The organism is Shewanella sp. SM73 (genome assembly GCF_025653795.1).
GTDB lineage: Bacteria > Pseudomonadota > Gammaproteobacteria > Enterobacterales > Shewanellaceae > Shewanella > Shewanella oncorhynchi.
This window is the reverse complement of the sequence record NZ_JAKKRY010000002.1, coordinates 304,921-321,471: the sequence shown is the minus strand read 5'-3', so window position 1 is coordinate 321,471 and position 16,551 is coordinate 304,921. Positions and strand designations below refer to the sequence as shown.

The window sequence follows — 16,551 nt, the reverse complement described above, 5'->3', positions numbered from 1 at the left end:
GGAAAGCATTATGGGCATTCAGATCCTGCCTCCGCAATTAGCCAACCAAATTGCGGCGGGGGAAGTGGTTGAGAGACCCGCTTCCGTAGTCAAAGAATTGGTCGAGAATAGCCTCGACGCAGGAGCGAGCCGAGTCGATATTGAAATCGACAAAGGCGGCAGCAAGCTGATTAAAATTCGCGATAACGGCTCTGGTATACCTAAAGATGAACTCGCGCTGGCCTTATCGCGCCATGCGACCTCAAAGCTGCACACTTTAGACGATCTTGAAGCGATCCTTAGTTTTGGTTTCCGTGGTGAAGCGCTAGCCAGTATCAGCTCAGTCTCACGTTTAACTTTAACTTCACGCACGGCTGAGCAAACCGAAGCGTGGCAAGCCCATGCTGAAGGTGCCGACATGGCAGTTAAAGTGATGCCCGCCGCGCATCCAGTAGGTTCGACGATTGAAGTGGTGGATTTATTCTTTAATACACCGGCTCGCAGACGCTTTTTAAAGAGTGACAAAACCGAATTTACCCATATAGATGAATGGTTAAAGCGCATTGCATTAGTGCGCGGCGATATTCATTTCACGTTGACGCATAACGGCAAGACAGTACGTAATTATCGTCCTGCCATGAATGAAGCCCAGTATTTACAGCGTTTGACGCAAGTGTGTGGCCGTCCATTTGCCGAGCAAGCGCTTAAGATTGAATGCCAACACGATGATTTACGCCTCAGTGGCTATTTGCAGTCACCTTGGTCACCAGTTATCAGCGATACCCATTACTTTTATGTCAATGGACGCCTTATCCGTGATCGCTTGGTCAATCATGCAGTGCGTCAAGCCTTTGCTCAAAAAGCAGAACTTGAACAACCCGGCTACGTGCTGATGTTGGATATCGATCCCCATCAAGTGGATGTTAACGTGCATCCCGCTAAGCATGAGGTGCGATTCCATCAGAGTCGCTATGTGCATGATTATATTCTGCAAGCATTGCAATCGGCGCTGGAAGAAGCAGGAGAGCTTAACTTCGTTCACTCTAGTTCTTTGGATGAGGTTGAAGATGTGTTTGTGGATGCCCCAACAAGCGCAGCTGAAATATCTGTTCCTTTTGCACTTGGCGCTGATTCAGCTCTAGTTAATGCGCAAACTGATACACTTGAGTCTGCTCAAGATTCAGTAGCCCCAGCAGTTCAAGTAAAGTCTGTAGGCGCAGGACGAGAAGGCGCCAGTTTTGGCACTCAAACCAATGCTTTTGGCAGCATGACAATGCCAAGAGACAGCAGCCGTGGCAGTTATTCTGTAGGTGAATCTCGACAACGTACTGAATTACCGTCAAAGGCGGCAATAGCAAGTTATGGTGCTTTACTGCAAACCCCTTCTTACAGTGTAAAAGATCAAGATTATCAGTCTGTGTTACCTATGCCATCGATATTAGATGGGCAATATTGGGTGATGACGTCGGAAGATAAACTCAGTTTATTATCAATAAAATCAGTAGCATTGGCGACGCGATGCCAAGAGATTGAAGCTAAGCTAGCGACTGGGTTAATTGGTCAGCCTTTATTGATGCCTGTGTCTGTCGCGGCTGATGCGGATTGGCAGGCTGTGCTCACTGAACATGACACGCTGATCCGCCAATTAGGTTTAGAACTAACAATTCGTTACCAGCAGTTGATTATTAAAAAAGTGCCCCCATATATCAGAGAGAGCCAGTTAGCCAAAGTGATCCCTGAATGGCTACAATCACTACGTTTTGAAACACCTGCGCCGAGCGCATTGGCGTTTTGGTTGGCAAAACACAGTTTAACGGGATTCGTTTCGGCACCAGAAGTCTGGGCAGCATTTTCGCAGTTAGCTGAAGAGAAAAAACAGCTTATTGCCAACAAAGCGATATTCTTACCTTGGCAATCGTGGCTAGAAGAGCAAGCAAGTGAATAAAGAATTACAGCCTAAAGTGTTATTTTTGATGGGGCCAACGGCCTCAGGTAAGACAGCTTTAGCATTAGAATTGGCCGAAAAGCATAACTGTGAAATCATTTCGGTCGATTCGGCATTAATTTATCGTGGTATGGACATTGGCAGTGCCAAGCCTTCAGCAGACGAACTGGCTCGTGGGCCGCACAGATTAATTGATATTCGTGATCCCAGTGAAAGCTATTCGGCAGCCGACTTTAGAGCCGATGCAATAGCCCAGATAGAAGAGATTGTCAGCATGGGGAAAACGCCAGTATTAGTTGGCGGAACCATGATGTATTTCAAAGCGTTACTCGAAGGTTTGTCACCTTTACCGAGTGCGGACGAGGCCATTAGGGCCGAGATCCAAGCGGAGGCGGATGAAAAGGGATGGGAAGCACTGCATGACCAATTAAGGGAGATAGATCCCGTGTCGGCAGAAAGAATTCATCCTAATGATCCACAAAGACTTTCAAGAGCGCTGGAAGTCTATAGAATAAGCGGCAAGAGCATGACTGAGTTGACTCAGACCAAGTCAGCCCCCTTGCCCTATGACGTAGTGCAGTTTGCTATTGCACCGCGCGAGCGCAAAGTGTTACATGACTTAATAGCGCAACGTTTTGCGCTTATGCTCAAACAGGGCTTTATTGAGGAAGTCACAGAGCTAAAAGCCCGTGGAGACTTGCATTTAGACTTGCCTTCAATGCGTTGTGTCGGTTATCGACAGTGCTGGCAATACCTAGATGGTGAGTTTGACTATGATACTATGGTCGAAAAAGCGGTTGCTGCTACTAGGCAATTGGCTAAGCGTCAATTAACATGGTTGCGGAGTTGGCCAGAGTTGAATTGGCTTGAAAGTGGTGCTGAGGGGAATTTAGTTATACTTATGCGTCAATGCCGCTAGCTTATTAGCCCTTGCTGTATAATACTAAAACTAAACAAAAAACTATCACTGATATCGATTTATTTTATATAAATTAAAAAAGGAAATAATAAAATGGCTAAGGGGCAATCTTTACAAGACCCATTTTTGAACGCATTGCGTCGCGAGCGCGTTCCTGTATCAATTTACTTGGTTAACGGCATTAAACTCCAAGGACAGGTAGAGTCGTTTGATCAATTTGTCATTCTGTTGAAAAATACAGTGAGCCAAATGGTTTATAAACACGCTATTTCTACTGTCGTGCCAGCACGCCCATTCAACGTTACTGGTCACCAAAATGCCCAAGGCGGATATGGTGCTCAAGATGATGCGCCTAGTGGCGAATAAGTATTATCTGAGGAGTTTGCTTCTTGTTTGATCGTTATGAGGCGGGAGAAACTGCGGTTCTTGTCCATATCGACTTTTCCGATGAGGAACGCCGAGAAGATTTAGTCGAGCTGCAGCTATTAGTAGAATCAGCTGGGGCAAGATCAGTCGGGGTGATTACTGGAAGTCGACGTTCACCGGATCGCAAATTTTTTGTGGGTTCTGGTAAAGCCGAAGAGTTAGCTGCATTAGTGGCGGCGACTGAAGCCAATGTGGTGATTTTTAATCATGCATTGAGTCCAGCCCAAGAGCGTAATCTTGAGCAAGTGTGTCAGTGTCGAGTGCTCGACCGTACGACACTTATTCTCGATATTTTTGCCCAAAGAGCGCGAACTCACGAAGGTAAGTTACAGGTGGAGCTAGCGCAATTGCGCCATATGTCGACTCGCCTGATCCGTGGTTGGACGCATCTTGAAAGGCAAAAGGGCGGTATTGGTTTACGTGGTCCAGGGGAAACCCAGCTCGAAACCGATAGACGTTTGCTCAGAGGACGGATTAAAAATATCAACAAACGCTTAGAGCGAGTTGATAAGCAACGTGAACAGAGTCGACGTGCACGTAAGCGTAGTGATTTGTCGACAGTTTCATTAGTCGGCTACACAAACGCGGGTAAATCAACGCTGTTTAATGCCCTAACATCATCTGATGTTTATGCTGCAGATCAGCTATTTGCCACACTCGATCCTACGCTAAGAAAGTTAGATTTACCTGATGGTGCCGTGATATTAGCGGATACTGTCGGGTTTATTCGTCATTTGCCCCATGATCTCGTTGCTGCATTTAAGGCAACCTTACAAGAGACAAGGCAAGCTGAGTTATTACTACACATAGTTGATTGTGCAGATGAAAACATGGCGGATAATTTTGATCAGGTTCAATCTGTACTGAAAGACATCCAAGCCGATGAAGTCATGCAACTCGTGGTCTGTAACAAAATCGATTTACTCGAAGATGTGACGCCAAGAATTGAATATAACGACATAGGCAAACCCGTTCGAGTTTGGGTTTCAGCACAGAAGCGTTTAGGATTTGATTTGCTATTGAAAGCCATCACTGAGCTTATTGGTGAGGTGATTAAAGAGCTAACACTTAGAATTCCGGCAACTGCTGGACATTATCTTGGCCAGTTTTATCGACTGGATGCGATACAGCAGAAAGAGTACGACGATCTGGGGAACTGTATTTTGTCTGTTCGTTTATCGGACGCCGATTGGCGCCGATTAACAAAACAGAGTCAGGGTGAGTTAGAAACCTTCATCTTCGAAGATTCGATAGATGAAGCTGTTTGTTAATAATCTAATTTATTTCATCCACTTATGGAGTGCTAAATGGCTTGGAACGAGCCCGGTAACAAGGGTAATGATCCTTGGGGAAATAAAGGTGGTAACGACAAAGGACCACCGGACCTTGACGAGGTTTTTCGTAATCTTTCAAAGCGCTTTGGCGGCAAAGGAAATGGCTCTGGCCAGTCTTTTAGTTCGTTTAGCCTAATCATCATTCTTGCTGTTGCTGTAGTTGTTTGGGGACTTTCGGGTTTTTATACAATTAAAGAAGCTGAGCGTGGTGTGGCACTGCGATTTGGTAAACACGCTGGCGAAATTGGCCCTGGACTTCATTGGAAAGCCACATTTATCGACCAAATTTATCCCGTCGACATTCAATCGGTTCGCTCTATTCCTGCGTCTGGTAGCATGCTGACATCCGATGAAAACGTCGTGAAAGTTGAGCTTGATGTTCAGTATCGTATTTTAGATGCTTACTCATATCTATTTAGTGCCGTCGATGCGAACGCCAGTTTGCGTGAAGCGACTGACAGTGCACTGCGTTATGTCATTGGACATAACAAGATGGATGATATTCTGACTACGGGCCGTGATGCTATTCGTCGCGATACGTGGAAAGAGTTAGAGCGCATTCTTGAACCGTACAAATTGGGTCTTGCTGTTGTTGACGTTAACTTCTTACCGGCACGTCCGCCAGAAGAAGTGAAAGACGCCTTCGATGATGCGATTTCTGCCCAAGAAGATGAACAACGTTTTATTCGTGAAGCTGAAGCTTATGCCCGTGAAATTGAACCAAAAGCTCGTGGTGAAGTTGAACGTATGGCGCAACAAGCGAATGCTTACAAAGAGCGTGAAGTCTTAGAAGCTCGCGGTAAAGTGGCTCGTTTTGAGTTGTTATTACCAGAGTATCAAGCTGCGCCTGAAGTGACTCGTAAGCGTTTGTATCTTGATACAATGCAGCAAGTGATGACAGATACGAATAAAGTGCTGATTGATGCCAAGAACAACGGCAACTTAATGTACCTACCGCTAGATAAGTTAATTCAGCAGAAGCCTGCGACAAATGAGCTGGAAGCTAAGCCACAGCAAAATGTTAATTCTTCATCTGTATCAACGACTCGCGCGAATGAGCCTTTGAGTGGACGTCCATCCCGCGATGATCGTACTCGCCAAGGGAGGGAGTAATCCATGGGTAGATTAAGCGTTATTCTTATCGCCGTGCTCTTAGGTATTGGTTTGTCATCTTTAATGGTGGTGAATGAAGGCGAGCGCGCTATTGTGGCGCGTTTCGGTGAAATTTTAAAAGACGACGTTGACGGTAAGCAAGTCACACGCGTCTATGGCCCAGGCCTGCACATGAAAGTGCCTGTGATCGATAAAGTAAAATTACTCGATGCCCGTATTCAAACACTCGATGGTGCAGCTGATCGTTTTGTAACTTCAGAGAAGAAAGACCTTATGGTCGATTCCTATGTGAAGTGGCGCATTATGGATTTCGAAAAATATTACCTGTCTACAAACGGTGGTATTAAGTCGAATGCAGAATCGCTATTACAACGTAAGATCAACAACGATTTACGCACAGAGTTTGGTCGTCGCACTATCAGAGAGATTGTTTCTGGTAAGCGTGATGAACTGCAAAATGATGCGTTATCCAATGCCTCAGAAAGTGCAAAAGACTTAGGTATTGAAGTTGTTGATGTGCGTGTAAAGCAAATCAATCTACCGGCTAACGTCAGTAACAGTATTTACCAGCGTATGCGTGCAGAGCGTCAAGCTGTGGCAAAAGAGCATAGAGCGCAAGGTAAAGAACAGTCTGAAATTATTCGTGCAACGATAGATGCCAATGTGACGGTGAAGATTGCCGAAGCCGAACGTAAAGCCTTAACCATTCGAGGTGAAGGAGATGCGTTAGCAGCGAAGATATATTCTGATGCTTACAACAAAGATGCTGAGTTCTTCGGTTTTGTTCGTAGCTTAGAGGCTTATCGAGCCAGCTTCTCAGGCAAGTCCGATATTATGGTGTTAGAGCCTGATAGCGAGTTCTTCAAGTATATGAAGAGCACTGCACCTAAGAAGTAATGCATTAAAAGTATTGATTTAATAGGTCCTGTTACTCAGGGCCTATTTTTTTATCTGGCGATTGTTAACTTAGCTTGAAAAGTCTGGGCTAATTTATATTAGCGATGCATGCTTTATGCCGATGTCACAGACAAGAAGCTTAAAATATGATCCAAATGAATTAAAATGGGTTAATAGTTGGGTCTTTTTTAGGCTTTTTTTAAAAAACACGCAATCTCCCTAACTTACTTGCGTGTTTTCACTATGATCTGCTTCTAATTTTTAGCTATAATGAGCCCCGCTTCAAACTTCGATTTTTGACCCTAGTGATGACTAAGGGCTGAAAGTCTTTGAAATATAAAAATTCCAACACCCTCTGGGAGATAAGTGGATGAGCAATGCGCCAGTCGATACCGGACGTCGCAGATTCCTGACAGCCGCAACCGCCGTAGTAGGTGGTGCTGGTGCCGTCGCTGTAGCGGTTCCTTTCATCAAGTCATGGAATCCGAGTGCCAAAGCGAAAGCTGCAGGTGCACCGGTCGAAGTAAATATCAGTAAAGTAGAGCCAGGTCAGCTGATCCGTGTTGAGTGGCGTGGAAAACCTGTATGGGTTGTCCGTCGCACAGATGCTGTGATCAATGAACTGCCAACACATGATGATAAGTTAAGAGATCCTGCTTCTGCTGAGATGCAGCAGCCTGATTATGCAACAAATCCTTTGCGCTCAATCAAGCCAGAGTATTTTATTGCTGTCGGTATTTGTACCCACCTCGGATGTTCACCTACTTATTTGCCAGATTCATTTGGTGAGCAAGTTGAAGGTGTCACTTCTGGTTTCTTCTGTCCATGTCATGGCTCTAAGTTCGATATGGCTGGTCGCGTTTTCCAAGGCGTACCTGCTCCATTGAACCTAGTTATCCCTCCACATCAATACGTTGATGATGGCACCGTGATTATCGGTGTAGATAAAGGAGTGGCGTAATGGTTAAGAATTTAATTAATTGGATTGATGCGCGTATCCCAATGACGGCGACTTATAATCGTCACGTGGGCCAATACGCTACGCCAACTAACTTTAACTTTTGGTATTTTTTCGGTTCGCTAGCGATGTTGGTATTGGTTAACCAATTACTGACAGGTATCTGGTTGACGATGAACTATGTACCAACAGCAGAAGGCGCATTTGCCTCTGTTGAATACATAATGCGTGATGTTGAATACGGTTGGTTGCTGCGTTATATGCACTCAACGGGTGCATCAGCCTTCTTCGTTGTGATCTATCTGCACATGTTCCGTGGTTTAATTTACGGTTCATATCAGAAGCCTAGAGAACTACTGTGGCTGTTCGGTATGTTAATTTTCCTCGTGTTGATGGCCGAAGCCTTTATGGGTTATTTGCTGCCATGGGGTCAAATGTCATATTGGGGCGCGCAGGTAATTATCTCTCTGTTCGGTGCAATTCCAGTTATTGGTGACGACTTAACCCTGTGGATCCGTGGTGACTACGTGATCTCTGGCGCAACGCTGAACCGTTTCTTTGCGCTGCACGTTATTGCTCTGCCGCTAGTATTAGTCGTACTCGTGTTTTTACACTTAATTGCGCTGCATGAAGTGGGTTCTAACAACCCTGACGGTATCGAAATCAAGAAGAACAAAGACGAAAATGGCTGGCCAGTTGACGGTATTCCATTCCACCCATATTACACTGTAAAAGACATCATGGGCGTCGCGGGCTTCCTGATAGTGTTCTGCTATGTGTTGTTCTTTATTCCTGAAGGCGGTGGTTACTTCCTTGAAAAGCCAAACTTTGAAGCGGCTAACTCGATGAAGACTCCTGAACATATTGCACCCGTTTGGTACTTTACTCCTTTTTACGCCATTTTACGTGCTGTGCCTGATAAATTGGGTGGCGTGATAATGATGGGTCTGTCGATTGCAGTGCTGTTCGTATTGCCTTGGTTAGATCGCTGTAAAGTGAAGTCAGTTCGCTACCGTAGTACTCTACATAAGCTGAATATTGCCCAATTTGCTATATCTTTCATAGTATTGGGTTATTTAGGGGTAGTGCCTGCCACACCGACGCTGACGATAGTTGCACAGGTGTTTACTTTCACTTACTTTGGTTTCTTTGTGGCGCTGTGGGTATACAGCAAGAATGAAAAAACTAAACCTGTTCCAGCGAGGTTGACACACTAATGAAAAAATTATTGATTGCATTAGTTACCTTGTTGCCGACGTTGGCTATGGCCGCGAGCGGACATAAAATTCATTTAGAAGATGCCAATGTTGATCTGCATGATAAAGCTTCTTTAGAGCGTGGTGTGGACCTGTTCCAACATTACTGTTCTGGTTGCCACAGCACTCAGTATCAACGTTATGAACGTGTAGCGACCGATATCGGTATCTCTGCGGATGATATGCGTAATAAGTATATGTTCACCGATGCTAAAATTGGTGAGTTGATGCAAAACGCTATTCCACCTAAAGATGCTGCTAAATGGTTTGGTGCTACACCGCCAGACTTAACTTTAGTTGCTCGCGTGCGTGGTGAAGATTGGGTTTATTCCTATCTGAAAGGCTTCTATAAAGATCCAAGTCGCCCATTTGGTGTGAATAACACAGTATTCCCATCTGTTGGTATGCCACATGTACTCGAAGAGTTACAAGGCACACCAGTTAAGCAAGAAGATGGCACTATTGTGGTGACTGGCGGTAAATTGAATGCGGAAGAATACGACCAAGCAGTACGTGATATCACTAGCTTCTTAGTTTATTCGGCTGAACCTGTTAAGCTAGAGCGTCAAGCTATGGGCTGGTGGGTACTCGGATTCCTATTTATATTCTTTATTGTGGCCTACCTCTTGAAGAAAGAGTATTGGAAAGATGTACACTAGGCACCAATAACGGGTAAAATGTAATATCCGCATAGTGTAAACGGGGGGCTTTGCCCCTCGTTTACTTTTGTTTTATTTCGATTCTGGAGGGTATCAATGGCTGTTGCTGCCAACAAACGCTCTATCATGACACTGTTTTCAGGTGCTGATGATCTGTATAGCCATCAAGTACGTATCGTGTTAGCTGAGAAAGGGGTTACTGTTGATGTTTTACAGGTCGACCCTAACGAAATGCCTGAGGATTTGCTCGAAGTAAATCCATATAACTCAGTGCCAACTTTGGTAGACCGTGAACTCGTTTTATACGAATCACGTATTATCATGGAATATTTGGATGAGCGTTTTCCTCATCCGCCTTTGATGCCAGTTTATCCAGTGTCTCGCGGCCAAAGCCGTTTGATGATGCACCGCATCGATACTGACTGGTATTCGCTCGTTGACCGTATCCGTAAAGGTGATCGTGTTGAAGCGGCTCGTAAAGAGTTGACTGAAAGCCTGATCGCAATTGCGCCTATCTTCGGTGAAGTGCCTTACTTCATGAGCGAAGAATTTGGTCTAGCGGATTGCTACCTTGGCCCATTGTTGTGGCGTTTACCTGTATTAGGTATTGAGCTAGATAGCCGTGTAGCTAAAGATATCAAAGCGTATATGACACGTATTTTTGAGCGTGAATCGTTTAAAGCTTCTTTAACTGAAGCCGAACGCGAAATGCGCATGGGTATGTAATGAAACCTTTGACTCCAAATCGTCCTTATTTACTAAGGGCTTACTATGATTGGTTGATGGACAACCAATTGACTCCTCACGTTGTGGTTGATGCCTTTGTTGAAGGCACTCAAGTACCGCAGCAATACGTGAAGGATGGCCAGATAGTGTTGAATATTGCTGCTGGCGCAGTGGGCAATTTGCAAATTAGCAATGAGTGTGTGGAGTTCAATGCGCGTTTTGGTGGTGTTCCTCAGGAGGTGATGTTGCCAATGGCGTCGATTGTCGCTATTTATGCCCGTGAAAACGGTGCTGGCACTGTCTTCGATATCGAAGATGCTTACCTGATGGACGATGAAGTCGATTCATCTTTATCCGTTGTTGAAACAACAGATAAAGCGTTTGAACCGACAGATGAGCCTCCTAAGCGTCGCAGTCATTTAACTGTGGTTAAATAACTGTGGTTAAATGCCCAAGTCGTTTTAAAAACTAAGCCAGTCTAATGACTGGCTTTTTTGTCGCTGTATTTTATCGCCGTAATTGGTTAAACCTTAAGTACAAGGTGTGATAGCATTTGCGCCCGCATTCATCCGTTAGATATGCGTTACCTTTACCCATTTAGACCAATGGATCTTGTATGTTGCTAATGATCGATAATTACGACTCTTTCACCTTTAACTTAGTGCAGTATTTCCAGCAGCTAGGGCAAGAGATAGTGGTTAAGCGTAATGACGAAATTAGCCTAGCCGACATCGAGGCGCTTGCGCCTAGTCATCTGGTGATTTCGCCCGGACCTTGCACACCTAATGAGGCGGGGATCTCCCTCGCGGCGATTGAACATTTTGCTGCGCGCATGCCAATCTTAGGTGTCTGTTTGGGACATCAGGCGATGGCACAGGTTTTCGGTGCCAATGTGGTGCGTGCCGAACGGGTAATGCATGGCAAGGTCAGCGTTATTGCGCACACTGGACAGCGGTTATTTAAGGGATTAAATCAGCCTTTAACCGTGACACGTTATCACTCGTTACTGGTTGATGCTGTGCCTGAAGGTTTTGTACTCGATGCTTGGTTTGACGATGCAATTCACGGCCGAGAAATCATGGCCATGAGCCATCAAGACTTACCGCTTTATGGGGTGCAATTTCATCCCGAATCAATTCTCACCGAGCAAGGTCTCGAACTGTTAGCCAATTTTTTAGCGCAACCGGCTGTGCCCGTATAATTTCCTCGCCTTAAAAACTCTCCACACTATCAATTTCTGTTACAAGATTTATCCTTCTTTTAAGCAAGTTTAGCGATTAACTATGCTATAACTGCCGCAAAACTACGCGAATAGGCGAAACCAGCAGATAAGTAGACTGGGTCATTTAGCCATTGCGATAACAATAAAAGGAAGGATAAATGAGAAGCGTAATGCGAAATTTGGGTTTTAGTGCGTTAGCGGTTGCCGTATTGGCAGGGTGCGCAGCGACATCGACTGAAACTGCAACTCCCGTAATAGCTCCGCCAGCATTCCAAGTTCCCTTAGCCCAACCGCCACAAGTTTCACAGGCGCTTACGCTTAATCAAATTATGGCAAATCCTGATTGGATGGGGATCTTTGCCAAAGAGGCTTACTGGAGCGACGATAGCCAAAGCGTACTGTTTGCCCGCCAAGCGAGTGCTTCACCTTTGCGTAGCTATTATCAGCAAGGCATCAATGACAGTCGCGCCGTAGAGCTAGCTCTCGATAAGTTACATGCGGCAGATCAGCAGTTTGGCGTGTTTGACCGCACTAAGTCCCACAAGGCCTATCTGTATCAAGGCAACATTTTTGTTAAGCAATTAAGCACGGGTAAAATCAGCCAACTGACTCGCCAGCGCACCGCCATCGATGGTGTGCGTTATCTCAATAATGGCGATATTGCCTATTGGCAGGGCGACAATGTTTTCCAAATTCATCAAGATTCTGGCTTAGTCGAGCAACTTGCTGAAATTAAAATGGCGAAAGCACCAGAAGCGGTAAAAGAGCCGACGTCTTATATTGCAAAACAACAGCACAGATTGATTCAGTATGTAGCGCTGCAGCAAGAAAATGCTAAAGCTAAAGCGCAGTACCAAGATGAATTACAAAAAAACGATCCAACGCTCGCCGCCAGCACTTGGTATTTAGGCGATAGCGAAGTGGTGTCAGAGCTGAGTTTATCACCCGATGGCCGCTATATTTTAGTCGCTCTTACAGATAAAAATTACACAGGTAGCAGCGAACACGACATCATGCCTAATTACTTAGGTAGTGAAGGTTATATCGACCCAGTGCCAGTGCGCGCGCGCGTGGCTGAAGATACGCCACCAGGGCAACGTTTTGTGGTGCTTGATTTAAACCAACATAAAAAAGTCGATATCACAATCGAGGGCCTTACTGGTTTTGATGAGGATGTGCTAGCCAAAGTGAAAGCTGAAAATGCTAAAGCAAAAGGTGAAACTTATCAAAGCACTAAATCGCCACGTAAAATTCAGTTGATGCAGGATTGGGGCTGGACTCAGAGTGCGATTCAATGGCATGAGTCGGAAAATAAATTAGCCCTGATGCTAGAAGCCACCGATAACAAAGATCGCTGGATCGCCAGTGTCGATCTTGCTAAGGGTAAATTCATTACCGAACATCGTTTGCATGATGATGCATGGGTGAATTACTACTACAACCAATTCGGTTGGTTACCGGATACGGATACCTTGTATTACTTGTCAGAAGAGTCCGGTTATTCGCAGCTTTATATTAAAGCTCAAGGCGAAAAGCCGCGTGCGTTAACCCAAGGCAAGTTTGTGGTGAGTGATATTACGCTGTCACCGGATGCCAATTACATCTATTACAAAGCGAACCAGAGTCACCCCGGCATTTATAACGTTCACCGCGTGAATCTTGCCACAGGTAAAAAGGAGCAACTAACCCAGTGGGATGGCAACTTAGATTACAGCTTAAGCCCCGATGGCACTCAGCTATTACTCAATGCCTCACGCCGCACACAGCCTAATGAGCTTTATGTTCAACCCATTGGCGGCGAGTTAAAGCAGCTGACGTCTTATACCAGTGATGCCTTCAAAAATTACCCATGGCAAGCGCCAGAAGTGGTAGCAGTACCTTCAAATCATGGTGCTGGCAATGTGTACGCTCGAGTTTATCTGCCGCAAGGCTATGATAAGTCCCGCGCTGAGAAATATCCTGCGGTGATTTTCAATCACGGCGCAGGTTATCTGCAGAATGCCGACTATGGTTTTAGCGGTTACTTTCGCGAGTTTATGTTCCACAACCTGCTGACTCAACAAGGTTATGTTGTGATGGACATGGATTACCGTGGCTCTAAAGGTTACGGCCGAGATTGGCGCACTGCTATTTATCGCAATATGGGTCATCCAGAAGTGGAAGACTTAAAGGATGGCGTAACGTGGATGGCGACTCATACCCATGTCGATACTAAGCGTGTCGGTACTTATGGTGGCTCTTACGGTGGATTCTTAACCTTTATGTCTTTGTTTACCGCGCCGGACTTGTTCCAAGCTGGAGCTGCATTGCGTCCTGTGGCGGACTGGGCACATTATAATGCGCCTTATACCTCTAATATCTTAAATACGCCTGATGTCGATCCTATCGCCTATGAGCGCAGCTCTCCTATTGAGCATGCTCAAGGATTAACTAAACCACTGCTTATCATGAGTGGCGTAATGGACGACAACGTTTTCTTCCAAGACAGTGTGCGTATGGTACAGCGCCTCATTGAACTGGAAAAACCAACCTTTGAAATGGCGATTTATCCTGTCGAGCCCCATGGTTTCCGTCAACCTTCTAGCTGGTTAGATGAATACCGCCGCATCTATAAGTTATTTGAACAAGAACTCAAATAATTCAGTTCGATTTCTTTTAAAGGTCTCCTAGTCGAGGCCTTTTTATTGGATAACTGACTAGGAAATATCCGATATAACTCTTTGTTTGCGTTCTGCGACTTTGCATTATTGCTAAGATTAAGTGTATGTGCTGAAATTGTAATGATTTTGAGAGTTTGATTGTGTTGACGTCACTCGGGCATTAGCGATATAGGAAAGATTCATAGTGGCGATTTCGGTTGCGGGCGGTGTAAGACCCGGCAAAATTATAGAGATAGAGCACAGACTCTATCAACAATTGATCCTCGGAAAGCAAAAAGCGAGCCCGACTCTTTTGGATGAACTCGACCTTGAATTAGAGGCCGATGCAAATAAGTTAGATGTTGAACGCGAAGCGATTTTGGTGCGTTTGATGAAACAAATTAAAGCTAAAGAAGTGTTTGAAGCCGTATCGAGCCAGTTGCATGAAACTGTCATTAACGCCATCGAGCATCAACTCGCGTCCCCTGAATCTGTTTTGGCTAAGTCAGATATCAATGAGTCGCAAATCCTCTTGCTGGAATTATTGCTGGCAAAAAATCTCGATGCAACACGATTAAGACCACTGATTAGTAACTTAAGTTGGTTGTGCCGCGACTTAACTAACTTGGTCAACAGCCCATCTTTTCGCGCTCGCCGGTCTCAGAGCTCAGATGTGCGGGTCACTGATATCAAATTAGTGATGAATTACATCGGTATCGAAAACCTTCGCACTATTATCCCTTACTTTTGTTTGCGAAATTGGCTTCCTAGTGGCAATGCTAAGTTGTTATGGACTACCCGTAAATTATGGCGCTACAGCATAGTCAGTGGCATAGCGGCAAATGCTTTAGCTCAGCTTCATAATACTGACTCAGCCTTGGTTTATAGTAGTGCCTTACTTAATCAGTTAGGTACATCCGTTGTATTGAGTTTAAGTGCCCGTTTATTCGACCAAACATGGGGATCTTGGATAAGAGAAGCCAGTAGCAGCCGTGATAAGGAAGTGTATGATGCGGTGATTGCCACTGAGTTTCCTGCTAAGGCCGTGTTTGAACAAGTGCTAAGCCATGGTCTTAAACTTAATTGGCAATTATTAGAGTTACTTAAGTTTGAAGCGAGTCCCTTAACTCGGTTGTTAAAGGAGTTAGATCAAACCTTAAGTTATCGAGAATTGTCGCCTCAGTCGGCATTAGTCGCGCGGTCAAACTGTTATGCTAAGGTGGTATTACTCGAAGAAATGCGTCAAATCGATCCCCAAGAAAAGCGCTTAATGTTTGATTATTATGAGTTAACTGAGCAAGAAGTACTGCGCTTAAAAGCACAAAACTATAGGAAGTTAGATCTGCTGTAATCCTCGGTCTGCTACGTAGCGCCATGATTGCGGCGTTTAAGTAGAGGAAGGGATATGCCAAGTTGGCAAGCATCTGTACTAAATACCATTTTATCCTATGTCGCTAGGCCATCCATCAGTCGTGGACAGGCCAAAATGCCTTTAGCGCAAGTGCGTGAAAAGTTGCTTGAGCTTGATAGACGTTGGCTCCCTTGGCCGGATAAGTTAGTCAGCGCTACCATCCCCTTACAACACTCAAACTTGTTACATTATGTGCTTCTCAACGAACCTCCTCGCCTTGGAAATCTATTTTATATCCGTGGCGGAGGCTTCTGTTTTAAAACGCCCCATGCCCATGCAAGACTGGTCGCAGATATCTGCCAGCGCTGTCAATTAGATGCTTATATTCCTGATTATCGTCTCTCTCCTGAGCATCCTTTCCCCGCACCATTTGATGATGTGCTTGAAGCCTATAGGCGGTTAATTGAGCTGAAAGGCTCGGAGAATTTGATCCTCATGGGTGACTCGGCGGGCGGCAATTTAGCACTGAGTTTGTTGCTGGAATTAAAGCGTTTAACCCTGCCTTTACCGACCGCCTGTATCTTGCTATCGCCCGCGTTAGACTTAGCTCTTACGGGGGATACTGAGTTGATACTCGCAGCCGACGATCCCTTCTTCACCATAGAGGCATTGCTGCGCTTACGTGGCGCTTATCTTGCGGGGGCCGATCCTATGTCGGCAAAAGTTTCCCCCTTACAGGGAAACTTGGCAGACCTGCCGCCTATCTTAGTAATTGCGGGTACGCGGGAGTTATTATTACAGGATTCTGAACGTTTAGTCGCCCAAATAAAAGCCTGTGGTGGTGAGATAACGGGCTGCTTTTACCTTAACATGCCCCATGTGTTTCCCTTGTTCAATTTATTGCCCGAAGCCCTTGAAGTGAGGTCGAAAATTGGCCATTTTGTGCTTTCACACTTGATTCGTTAAAATGGTGTAGTTATTCACATTCAGTGAATAGCTAGCAAAATGAGGGGCAAATAACTTTTTTTCTGACTAATTATGCTGCAAGCCATGGGCTTAACCGCTTGTATAGTTCTTAAACTGCAATCTTTATGCACTTTGGGTGGAAGTGCGTGGATTGATGTTTG

15 protein-coding genes are annotated in these 16,551 nt (G+C 45.1%); all 15 read left to right on the top strand.

Annotation, left to right across the window (positions count from 1 at the left end; translation table 11 throughout):
* Positions 1-10 precede the first annotated feature (10 nt).
* The 15 genes from mutL (at position 11) to L5M51_RS04525 (ending at position 16,390) form a co-directional block, all read left to right on the top strand.
* On the top strand, positions 11-1,924 hold the full coding sequence (gene mutL / locus L5M51_RS04595; protein WP_263145514.1) for a DNA mismatch repair endonuclease MutL: 1,914 nt from the start codon (positions 11-13) through the stop codon (positions 1,922-1,924).
* Entirely contained in the window at positions 1,917-2,843 is a 927-nt protein-coding gene (gene miaA, locus L5M51_RS04590; RefSeq protein WP_263145517.1) for a tRNA (adenosine(37)-N6)-dimethylallyltransferase MiaA, read from the top strand. The genes mutL and miaA overlap by 8 nt, the downstream gene beginning before the upstream one ends.
* A gap of 93 nt (positions 2,844-2,936) precedes the next feature.
* Positions 2,937-3,209: an RNA chaperone Hfq gene (hfq, locus tag L5M51_RS04585; RefSeq protein ID WP_006084207.1), complete on the top strand. Its 273-nt coding sequence runs from the start codon at positions 2,937-2,939 to the stop codon at positions 3,207-3,209.
* A gap of 23 nt (positions 3,210-3,232) precedes the next feature.
* The gene (hflX, locus tag L5M51_RS04580; RefSeq protein WP_028761769.1) at positions 3,233-4,540 is read left to right on the top strand and encodes a ribosome rescue GTPase HflX; all 1,308 of its coding nucleotides are present in this window, start codon (positions 3,233-3,235) and stop codon (positions 4,538-4,540) included.
* 36 nt (positions 4,541-4,576) lie between these two features.
* Positions 4,577-5,716: an FtsH protease activity modulator HflK gene (gene hflK, locus L5M51_RS04575; RefSeq protein WP_028761770.1), complete on the top strand. Its 1,140-nt coding sequence runs from the start codon at positions 4,577-4,579 to the stop codon at positions 5,714-5,716.
* Positions 5,717-5,719: 3 nt separating this feature from the next.
* Positions 5,720-6,613 carry a protease modulator HflC gene (gene hflC / locus L5M51_RS04570; protein WP_113939145.1) on the top strand — a complete coding sequence of 298 codons (894 nt, stop codon included), beginning with the start codon at positions 5,720-5,722 and terminating at the stop codon, positions 6,611-6,613.
* A gap of 370 nt (positions 6,614-6,983) precedes the next feature.
* Positions 6,984-7,574 carry a ubiquinol-cytochrome c reductase iron-sulfur subunit gene (gene petA, locus L5M51_RS04565; protein WP_006080059.1) on the top strand — a complete coding sequence of 197 codons (591 nt, stop codon included), beginning with the start codon at positions 6,984-6,986 and terminating at the stop codon, positions 7,572-7,574.
* Complete coding sequence (locus L5M51_RS04560) at positions 7,574-8,788, top strand: cytochrome b (protein ID WP_105250274.1); 1,215 nt, start codon at positions 7,574-7,576, stop codon at positions 8,786-8,788. Before petA ends, L5M51_RS04560 begins: the two co-directional genes overlap by 1 nt.
* Positions 8,788-9,486, top strand: coding sequence for a cytochrome c1 (locus L5M51_RS04555; protein ID WP_263171789.1), 699 nt, complete (start codon positions 8,788-8,790; stop codon positions 9,484-9,486). The genes L5M51_RS04560 and L5M51_RS04555 overlap by 1 nt, the downstream gene beginning before the upstream one ends.
* A 96-nt stretch (positions 9,487-9,582) precedes the next feature.
* On the top strand, positions 9,583-10,212 hold the full coding sequence (gene sspA / locus L5M51_RS04550) for a stringent starvation protein SspA (RefSeq protein WP_006080065.1): 630 nt from the start codon (positions 9,583-9,585) through the stop codon (positions 10,210-10,212).
* On the top strand, positions 10,212-10,649 hold the full coding sequence (locus L5M51_RS04545) for a ClpXP protease specificity-enhancing factor (protein ID WP_263171788.1): 438 nt from the start codon (positions 10,212-10,214) through the stop codon (positions 10,647-10,649). Before sspA ends, L5M51_RS04545 begins: the two co-directional genes overlap by 1 nt.
* A 179-nt stretch (positions 10,650-10,828) precedes the next feature.
* Positions 10,829-11,413: an anthranilate synthase component II gene (locus L5M51_RS04540; protein ID WP_263171787.1), complete on the top strand. Its 585-nt coding sequence runs from the start codon at positions 10,829-10,831 to the stop codon at positions 11,411-11,413.
* A 179-nt stretch (positions 11,414-11,592) separates the two neighbouring features.
* Positions 11,593-14,073, top strand: a complete 2,481-nt coding sequence (locus L5M51_RS04535; RefSeq protein ID WP_263171785.1) for a prolyl oligopeptidase family serine peptidase — start codon at positions 11,593-11,595, stop codon at positions 14,071-14,073.
* A gap of 205 nt (positions 14,074-14,278) precedes the next feature.
* Positions 14,279-15,424: an HDOD domain-containing protein gene (locus tag L5M51_RS04530; protein WP_263171783.1), complete on the top strand. Its 1,146-nt coding sequence runs from the start codon at positions 14,279-14,281 to the stop codon at positions 15,422-15,424.
* A 54-nt stretch (positions 15,425-15,478) separates the two neighbouring features.
* Entirely contained in the window at positions 15,479-16,390 is a 912-nt protein-coding gene (locus L5M51_RS04525) for an alpha/beta hydrolase (RefSeq protein ID WP_263171781.1), read from the top strand.
* The last annotated feature ends 161 nt before the right edge of the window (positions 16,391-16,551 follow it).

Bases quoted from the DNA above. Each gene is read 5' to 3' on its own strand.
- mutL (WP_263145514.1), top strand. From the start codon at position 11: ATGGGCATTCAGATCCTGCCTCCGCAATTAGCCAACCAAATTGCGGCG.
- hfq (WP_006084207.1), top strand. From the start codon at position 2,937: ATGGCTAAGGGGCAATCTTTACAAGACCCATTTTTGAACGCATTGCGT.
- hflK (WP_028761770.1), top strand. From the start codon at position 4,577: ATGGCTTGGAACGAGCCCGGTAACAAGGGTAATGATCCTTGGGGAAAT.
- hflC (WP_113939145.1), top strand. From the start codon at position 5,720: ATGGGTAGATTAAGCGTTATTCTTATCGCCGTGCTCTTAGGTATTGGT.
- petA (WP_006080059.1), top strand. From the start codon at position 6,984: ATGAGCAATGCGCCAGTCGATACCGGACGTCGCAGATTCCTGACAGCC.
- L5M51_RS04560 (WP_105250274.1), top strand. From the start codon at position 7,574: ATGGTTAAGAATTTAATTAATTGGATTGATGCGCGTATCCCAATGACG.
- L5M51_RS04555 (WP_263171789.1), top strand. From the start codon at position 8,788: ATGAAAAAATTATTGATTGCATTAGTTACCTTGTTGCCGACGTTGGCT.
- sspA (WP_006080065.1), top strand. From the start codon at position 9,583: ATGGCTGTTGCTGCCAACAAACGCTCTATCATGACACTGTTTTCAGGT.
- L5M51_RS04545 (WP_263171788.1), top strand. From the start codon at position 10,212: ATGAAACCTTTGACTCCAAATCGTCCTTATTTACTAAGGGCTTACTAT.
- L5M51_RS04540 (WP_263171787.1), top strand. From the start codon at position 10,829: ATGTTGCTAATGATCGATAATTACGACTCTTTCACCTTTAACTTAGTG.
- L5M51_RS04535 (WP_263171785.1), top strand. From the start codon at position 11,593: ATGAGAAGCGTAATGCGAAATTTGGGTTTTAGTGCGTTAGCGGTTGCC.
- L5M51_RS04525 (WP_263171781.1), top strand. From the start codon at position 15,479: ATGCCAAGTTGGCAAGCATCTGTACTAAATACCATTTTATCCTATGTC.